We start from the raw sequence: 7,161 nt of genomic DNA on the forward strand, positions 1-7,161 counted from the left end.
GGGTCATGGTGTCGGGGGAGGGGGGCTCACGCGCCCCAGCCGGCCTGGCGGCCGCCGACGCGTTCGACGGCGATCCGCTCCTGCCGGCCGGAGCGGAGATAGGCGGCGACCGGCTCCGGGTCGAGGCCCCGCTCCTCGCGCAGTTCGCGCAGCAGGGGCCGTACGTCGGTGTTGTAGGCGTCCATCAGGACGGCGTTGGCGCCGAGCACGTCACCGTCCCGCTGCGCGGCGGCGAGGGCGTCGCCGTCGACGAGCAGCGCCTTGGCGGTGGCCTCCTGGACGTTCATTACCGAGCGGATGACGGCCGGGATCTTCGCCTCGATGTTGTGGCACTGGTCGAGCATGAAAGCCACGTTCGTCTCGGTGCGCAGGCCGCCGTTCCGGGAGACCTCGTGCATGATCCGGAACAGCTGGAAGGGGTCGGCCGAGCCGACCATCAGGTCGTCGTCGGCGTAGAAGCGCGAGTTGAAGTCGAAGCCGCCGAGCTTCCCCTCCTTCAGCAGGAGCGCCACGATGAACTCGATGTTGGTGCCAGGGGCGTGGTGGCCGGTGTCCACGACGACCCGGGCCTTCGGGCCGAGCTTGAGGCAGTGGGCGTACGCGGTGCCCCAGTCCGGCACGTCGGTGGTGTAGAAGGCGGGCTCGAAGAACTTGTACTCGAGGAGCAGACGCTGGTCGTCGCCGAGGCGTCCGTACACCTCCGCGAGTGCTTCGGCCAGCCGGTCCTGCCGGGCGACGATGTCGTCCTGGCCGGGGTAGTTGGTGCCGTCGGCGAACCACAGCTTCAGGTCCGCCGAACCGGTGGCGTCCATGATGCCGACGCACTCCAGAAGGTGGTCGACGGCCTTGCGGCGGACCTCCGCGTCCGGGTGACAGACGCTGCCCAGCCGGTAGTCGTCGTCCTGGAAGGTGTTGGAGTTGATCGCTCCGAGCTCCAGGCCGCGCTCCTTCGCGTACGTCGCGAGGGTCGCGTAGTCCTCGACCCGGTCCCACGGGATGTGGAGCGACACCTTGGGGGCGACGCCCGTGAACGCGTGCACCTCGGCCGCGTCGTCCAGCTTCTCGTACGGCGTCCGCGGCACACCCTCCCGCGCGAACACCTTGAACCGGGTCCCGGAGTTTCCGTAACCCCAGGAGGGCGTCTCGATCCGCTGCGCGGCGAGTGCGGCCTTCACGGCGGCGATGTCGGGCATATTCACCTCGGAGCTTGAAATGAATCGATTCAGTCTTCGGTGGAAGCTAGCCATCGTCCGTGATGGCGTCAAGACTCTTGACCGTGATCTCGTCGAAGCCCTAGCGTCCTGCCCCACGGAAATGAAACATTTCAGTAGACGAGCTCGGAACACCGGAGGGGCGCACATGCGGCGAGTCTGCTTCCTGCTCAAGGTCAGGGCCGAACGCGTGGAGGAGTACCGGGAGCGCCACGCACAAGTCTGGGACGGCATGCTCACGGCGCTCTCCGCCGCCGGCTGGCACAACTACTCCCTCTTCCTCCGCGAGGACGGACTCCTCGTCGGCTATCTGGAGACACCCGACTTCGACCGGGCGCGGGCCGCGATGGAGGCCACCGAGGTCAACGCCCGCTGGCAGGCCGAGATGGCGGAGTTCTTCGAGGAGCTCGACGGGCAGGCACCCGACGCCGCCATGCGACCCCTGACCGAGGTCTTCCACCTCGCGTGAGGGGTCCGGGCCGACGGCCCGGCGCGGCACGGCCGCATAGGATGAAACGCGGGGCGGGAGCCCGCCCGGACGGGGCGGCAGGGGCAGGACGGACCAGGTGGGACGGATGACGGACACCGCGCGCACAGCCCGGAACGGCGGGAAGGCCGGGGGCGGGAGCGCCGGGACCGCCGGGCGATCGGGGCGATCCGGACAGGACGACGGCGACGCCGGGCACGGAGCGGACGCCGGGAGCACCGGGGGTGTCGGGAGCGTCGGCATCAAGGACGTGGCCCGTGAGGCGGGAGTCTCCGTCGGCACCGTCTCCAACGTGATCAACCAGCCGGAACGGGTCTCGCCCGCGACGCTCCAGCACGTACGACGGGTCATCGCCCGCCTCGGTTACGTACGCAGCGAGTCCGCCCGCCAGCTGCGGGCCGGCCGCAGCCGCATCATGGCGCTGCTCGTCCTCGACATGGGCAACCCCTTCTTCGTCGACATCGCCCGCGGCGCCGAGCGCACCGCGCGGGCGGCGGGCCTGCGCGTCATGGTCTGCAACAGCGACCAGAACGCCAAGGACGAGGCCGACTACCTCTCCCTCTTCGCCGAACAGCGCGTCCGGGGCGTCCTCGTCACCCCCGCCGACCCCAGCGGGGCGAACCTGCGGGAGTTCCAGCGGCACGGCATCCCGTCCGTGCTCGTCGACCGGGTGGCGGGCGACGGCGCCGGCTGCTCCGTCTCCGTCGACGACGTCGTCGGAGGCTCCCTGGCGATCCGGCACCTCGTCGCCACGGGACACCGGTCCTTCGCGTACGTCAGCGGCCCCTCCCACCTCCAGCAGGTCCGCGACCGGCGCGAGGGCGCCCTCCTCGCGCTCGGTGAGGCGGGACTGCCCGCGTCGGCGCTCCGGGACATCCCGGCCGAGCGCCTCGACGTGACCTCCGGGCGGGACGCCGGCTCCCGGTTGCTCGGCCTCCCCGACCGTCCGACCGCCGTCTTCTGCGCCAACGACCTGCTGGCCCTCGGCGTGCTGCAGGCGCTGTACGCGGCGGGCGTCCGGGTCCCGGAGGACATGGCCATCGTCGGCTACGACGACATCGAGTTCGCCGCGGCCGCGACCGTACCGCTGACCTCCGTACGGCAGCCTGCGCTCACGCTCGGGGCGAAGGCGGCCGAACTGCTCCTGGAGGAGACCGGCGAGCAGGCGGCCGACCACCGGCACGAGCACGTCGTGCTCCAGCCGGAACTGGTCGTCCGCCGCTCGACGCTCGCCGGGCACTGAGGCGGCACGCGGACGCTCAGCGCACGCCGAGCAGATGCTCCAGGGCCAGCTGGTCCAGGTGCTCGAAAGCCATCGAGCGCGCCGCCGCCGCGTCCGGGTCGAAGCCCTCGTACGCCGTGGGGTCGGCGAGCAGGGCGGCGAGGCCGTCCGCCGCCGTCGGGACGGCGAGCTCGGGGAGCCGGGAGGCGGCGAGCGCCGCGACGACGTCGGGATCGGCGCGGAAGGCCGCCGCGCGCTCCTTGAGGATCAGGTAGTTGCGCATGCAGTTCTTCGCGGACTCCCACACCCCGTCGAAGCCGTCCGTCCGCACCGGCTTGAAGTCGAAGTGGCGAGGCCCCTCGTACCCGGCGGTCTCGAGGAGGTCCACCAGCCAGAACGCCTGGCGCAGATCGCCCGCCCCGAAACGGAAGTCCTGGTCGTACTTGATGCCGGACTGGCCGTTGAGGTCGATGTGGAAGAGCTTCCCCGCCCACAGGGCCTGGGCGATGCCGTGCGGGAAGTTGAGACCGGCCATCTGCTCGTGGCCCGTCTCCGGGTTCACGCCGACGAGCTCGGGCCGCTCCAGGCGCTCGATGAAGGCCAGGGCGTGCCCGATGGTGGGCAGCAGGATGTCGCCGCGCGGTTCGTTCGGCTTGGGCTCGATGGCGAAGCGCAGGTCGTAGCCCTGCTCGGTGACGTACTGGCCGAGCAGGTCGAAGGCCTCCTTCATCCGGTCGAGCGCGACCCGGACGTCCTTGGCGGCGCCCGACTCCGCGCCCTCGCGGCCGCCCCAGGCGACGTAGACGGTGGCGCCGAGCTCGACCGCGAGATCGATGTTGCGGAGGGTCTTGCGCAGGGCGAAGCGGCGCACGTCCCGGTCGTTGGCCGTGAAGGCGCCGTCCTTGAAGACGGGGTGGCTGAAGAGGTTGGTGGTGGCCATCGGTACCGCGAGCCCGGTGCGGTCGAGGGCCGCCCGGAAGCGCTTGACGATCGCGTCGCGCTCGGCGTCCGGGGTGCCGAAGGGGATGAGGTCGTCGTCGTGGAATGTCACGCCGTACGCGCCGAGCGCGGCGAGCCGCTCCACCGACTCGACGGGGTCCAGGGCGGGACGGGTGGCCTCACCGAAGGGGTCGCGGCCCTGCCAGCCGACGGTCCACAGCCCGAAGGTGAACCGGTCCTCGGGGGAGGGGGAGAAGAGATCCGGCATGGTGTGTCCTTCTCTCGGGATTTGTTTTCTGAGATAACTAATACGGGACGGACGCACTCCGGCGCCAGCCCCGGACCGTGAACCGACCCCTTGTGCCACCTTTCGACCCCAGCTGACGACTTCGTACAGAAATGAGGTGAGGGCGTGCCCACCAGCCGCTCCGTCGTGATCGGCGTGGACAGCTCCACGCAGTCCACCAAGGCCGTGGCCGTCGACGCGGACACCGGCGAACTCCTCGCCGTCGGCCGCGCCCCGCACACCGTCACCGGCTCCGCCGGGGCCCGCGAGACCGACCCGGAGGAGTGGTGGTCCGCCCTCGTCACCGCCGTCCGCGCGGCGGTAAGGGGCGCGGGTGTCCCCGCCGCCTCCGTCACGGGCATCGCCGTCGCCGGACAGCAGCACGGCCTCGTCACCCTCGGCGCCGACGGACGCCCCCTGCGGCCCGCGCTGCTCTGGAACGACACCCGCTCCGCACCCCAGGCGGCCGCCCTCGCCGCCCGCCTCGGCGGCCCCGAGGCATGGCCGGACCGCACCGGCTCGGTCCCCGTCGCCTCCATGACCGCCGCCAAATGGCAGTGGCTCCACGAGCACGAACCGGAGCGCGCCGCCGCCACCACCGGGGTCCGCCTCCCGCACGACTTCCTCACCGAGCGCCTCTGCGGACTCGCGGTGACCGACCCGGGCGACGCCTCGGGCACCTGCTGGTACCGGCCCGGAGACGGAACCTACGACCCCGACGTCCTGGACCTTATCGCCCTGGACAGCGCCCTGCTGCCCGCCGTCGCCCCCGGCGGCGCCGACCGCGTCGGCACCCTCACCCCGGCCGCCGCCGAGGCCCTCGGGCTGCCCCGCACCGTCGCCGTCGCCGCCGGAACCGGCGACAACATGGCCGCCGCCGTCGGCCTCGGCCTCGGCGGCGCCGGACTCCTCGACCACCCGGTCGTCAGCCTCGGCACCTCGGGGACCGTCTTCGCCGCGACCCGCGGCCGGCCGGCCGACCCCGCGCTCGCCGGTTTCGCCGCCACCGACGGCACTCGCCTCCCGCTCGGCTGCACCCTCAACTGCACCCTCGCCGTGGACCGGTTCGCCACCCTGCTCGGTCTCGACCGCGAGGACGCCCGGCCCGGCGACGGCGTCGTCGTCCTGCCCTACCTGGACGGCGAACGGACCCCCGACCTGCCGCACGCCGCCGGCCTCGTCACCGGCCTCCGGCACGGCACCGACCCCCGGGCGATCCTCGGCGCCGCCTACGAAGGAGCCGCCTTCACCGTGCTGCGCGCCCTCGACCGGCTCCTCGGCGCCTGCGGCCTCGACCCGGCGGAACCCGCCGTACGGGACCGTCCGCTGCGCCTGATCGGGGGCGGCGCGCGCGGCGCGACGTGGACGGAGACCGTCCGCAGGCTCTCCGGCCGGCCCCTGGTCGTCCCCGCGGCCGAAGAACTCGTCGCCCTCGGCGCGGCGGCCCTCGCGGCCGGCGCGGTGACGGGCGCCGACCCGGTGGCCCTGGCCACCGCCTGGGGCACGGGAGCGGGCGAGGTCCTGCCGCCGCTCACCCGCGACGACGCGACCTGGGACCGCGTCGCGGGAACCCTCTCGGCCGCCGCGCCCGCCCTGCTGAGCGGCCTGGAACGGTCGTGAGGCGCCCGGCAACTCCTGTACCGGTCAGGGACGTTGCACTAGCCTGACGGAAACGACGGGGGAGGCACACATGGTCGCTCTACTGATTCTGTTCGGTGTGCTCGGCGGCGCCGGGACGCTGATGGGGGTGACGCTGATGCGCCGAGGCCGGCGTCGGACGGAAACGGCCGAGGGCCTGCTCCTGGAGCAGGAGGCCCTGCGCCAGGCCCGCAATGACCGGGTGTCCTTCTCCACCATCGCCGTCCACAACAACCCCCTCACCGCGAGCGACGCGTACACCCGCCGACACGGCCGCCGCTGAGCCGCGGTCCCGGACGCCGCGTCACCGTACGTACGGGAGGCCGCGTCGCCGTCCGTACGGGAGGCCGCGTCGCCGTCCGTACGGGCGGGTCGTTCACCGGCCGTCGAAGAGGTGGGCCAGGCTCGTGGGCGTGAGGCGGATGTCGTCGAAATCGACACGGCACCCCTCGCCGACGGGCGACTGCGCCACGACGCCGACCCGGGAGGCGCGCGAGCCGTCGAGGGCGAACTGCCGGACCAGACGCCAGAAAGCGCCGTCGTCCGAGACATGGAAGACGAAGCCCTCCCCGGTCCGGCTGATGCGCAGCCACAGCGCGTCCCCGGCGACCGGGCCCGCGAGCGCGTCGTCGGACCGTCCCCGGGTCACGACCGAGTAGACACTCGGAGTCCCGTCGTGCGCCTGCTCGAAGGTGAGCTTGGCCCAGTGGTCGTCGTCGGACCAGACGACGAGGCCCCCCGCATCCCAGGCGGCCCCGAAACCGACCCGCAGTCGGGCCGAGAACTGCCAGTCGCCTTCCGGCGGATCGGTCAGGGCCACGGCGGCGTCACGCCGCACGGCGCCGCCGACCGGGTCCGTGAAGACATCCGTCCGAGGGCCGGCCGTGACGGTCAGGACGCCTGAGGTGTGGGACCACGCGTGCGGGGCGGTCACCCAGTCCATGGCGAGGGGGAGCGAGCTGTCGACGTTCATACCGCAATGATCGCGAGCCGGCCGGGAGCCCGCCATGGCCTCGGGAAAGGATCCAGGAACCGGCACGAAAGTCCAAGTACGGCAGCGGTCGCGGCCGCCGTTGACCACCGTGGACGCGGGGACGGGCTACCTCTCCCGTCGAAGCCCGACCCCGCCTCCCTCGCCCGCTGTCGATCACACGAGGGCGTCCCGGCCGCACGCCGATCGCACGCACCGGACGCCGCTCCTTCCTCCGCGGGGAATCGTCAGACACCCCCTAGGGGGTGTCTTGTCGATCAGGCCGGGCTCGCGGCGTCCGGCAAGACACCCCCTAGGGGGTGTCCGGAAAGTCATGGGAGCCAGAGTCGGAGGCAGGCGAGGGTGACCATGGCTTGGTAATGGGTGGCTCGTTTGTCGTAGCGGGTG

At 72.5% G+C, this 7,161-nt stretch carries 7 protein-coding genes; 4 read left to right on the forward strand and 3 right to left on the reverse strand.

Annotated elements, in window-relative coordinates:
* Window positions 1–26 precede the first annotated feature (26 nt).
* Window positions 27–1,193: an L-rhamnose isomerase gene (gene rhaI / locus ACFVYX_RS05625; protein WP_389680015.1), complete on the reverse strand. Its 1,167-nt coding sequence runs from the start codon at window positions 1,191–1,193 to the stop codon at window positions 27–29.
* 166 nt (window positions 1,194–1,359) lie between these two features.
* Between rhaI and ACFVYX_RS05630 the strand changes: the two genes are divergently transcribed.
* Both ACFVYX_RS05630 and ACFVYX_RS05635 read left to right on the forward strand, forming a co-directional pair.
* Window positions 1,360–1,680 carry an L-rhamnose mutarotase gene (locus ACFVYX_RS05630; RefSeq protein WP_389680016.1) on the forward strand — a complete coding sequence of 107 codons (321 nt, stop codon included), beginning with the start codon at window positions 1,360–1,362 and terminating at the stop codon, window positions 1,678–1,680.
* A gap of 106 nt (window positions 1,681–1,786) precedes the next feature.
* On the forward strand, window positions 1,787–2,941 hold the full coding sequence (locus tag ACFVYX_RS05635; protein ID WP_389680017.1) for a LacI family DNA-binding transcriptional regulator: 1,155 nt from the start codon (window positions 1,787–1,789) through the stop codon (window positions 2,939–2,941).
* 16 nt (window positions 2,942–2,957) lie between these two features.
* On the opposite strand, the gene xylA is transcribed toward ACFVYX_RS05635, so the two are convergent.
* Window positions 2,958–4,127, reverse strand: coding sequence for a xylose isomerase (gene xylA / locus ACFVYX_RS05640; RefSeq protein WP_389680018.1), 1,170 nt, complete (start codon window positions 4,125–4,127; stop codon window positions 2,958–2,960).
* A gap of 144 nt (window positions 4,128–4,271) precedes the next feature.
* On the opposite strand from xylA, the gene xylB reads away from it, so the two are divergent.
* Window positions 4,272–5,765, forward strand: coding sequence for a xylulokinase (gene xylB / locus ACFVYX_RS05645; RefSeq protein WP_389680019.1), 1,494 nt, complete (start codon window positions 4,272–4,274; stop codon window positions 5,763–5,765).
* Between the two features lie 70 nt (window positions 5,766–5,835).
* Window positions 5,836–6,066 carry a hypothetical protein gene (locus ACFVYX_RS05650; RefSeq protein ID WP_389680021.1) on the forward strand — a complete coding sequence of 77 codons (231 nt, stop codon included), beginning with the start codon at window positions 5,836–5,838 and terminating at the stop codon, window positions 6,064–6,066.
* A gap of 93 nt (window positions 6,067–6,159) precedes the next feature.
* Here the strand turns inward: ACFVYX_RS05650 and ACFVYX_RS05655 are convergent, their stop codons facing one another.
* Window positions 6,160–6,756 carry a DUF1349 domain-containing protein gene (locus ACFVYX_RS05655; RefSeq protein ID WP_389680022.1) on the reverse strand — a complete coding sequence of 199 codons (597 nt, stop codon included), beginning with the start codon at window positions 6,754–6,756 and terminating at the stop codon, window positions 6,160–6,162.
* Window positions 6,757–7,161 lie beyond the last annotated feature (405 nt).

The organism is Streptomyces sp. NPDC058326 (assembly GCF_042879855.1).
Lineage (GTDB): Bacteria > Actinomycetota > Actinomycetes > Streptomycetales > Streptomycetaceae > Streptomyces.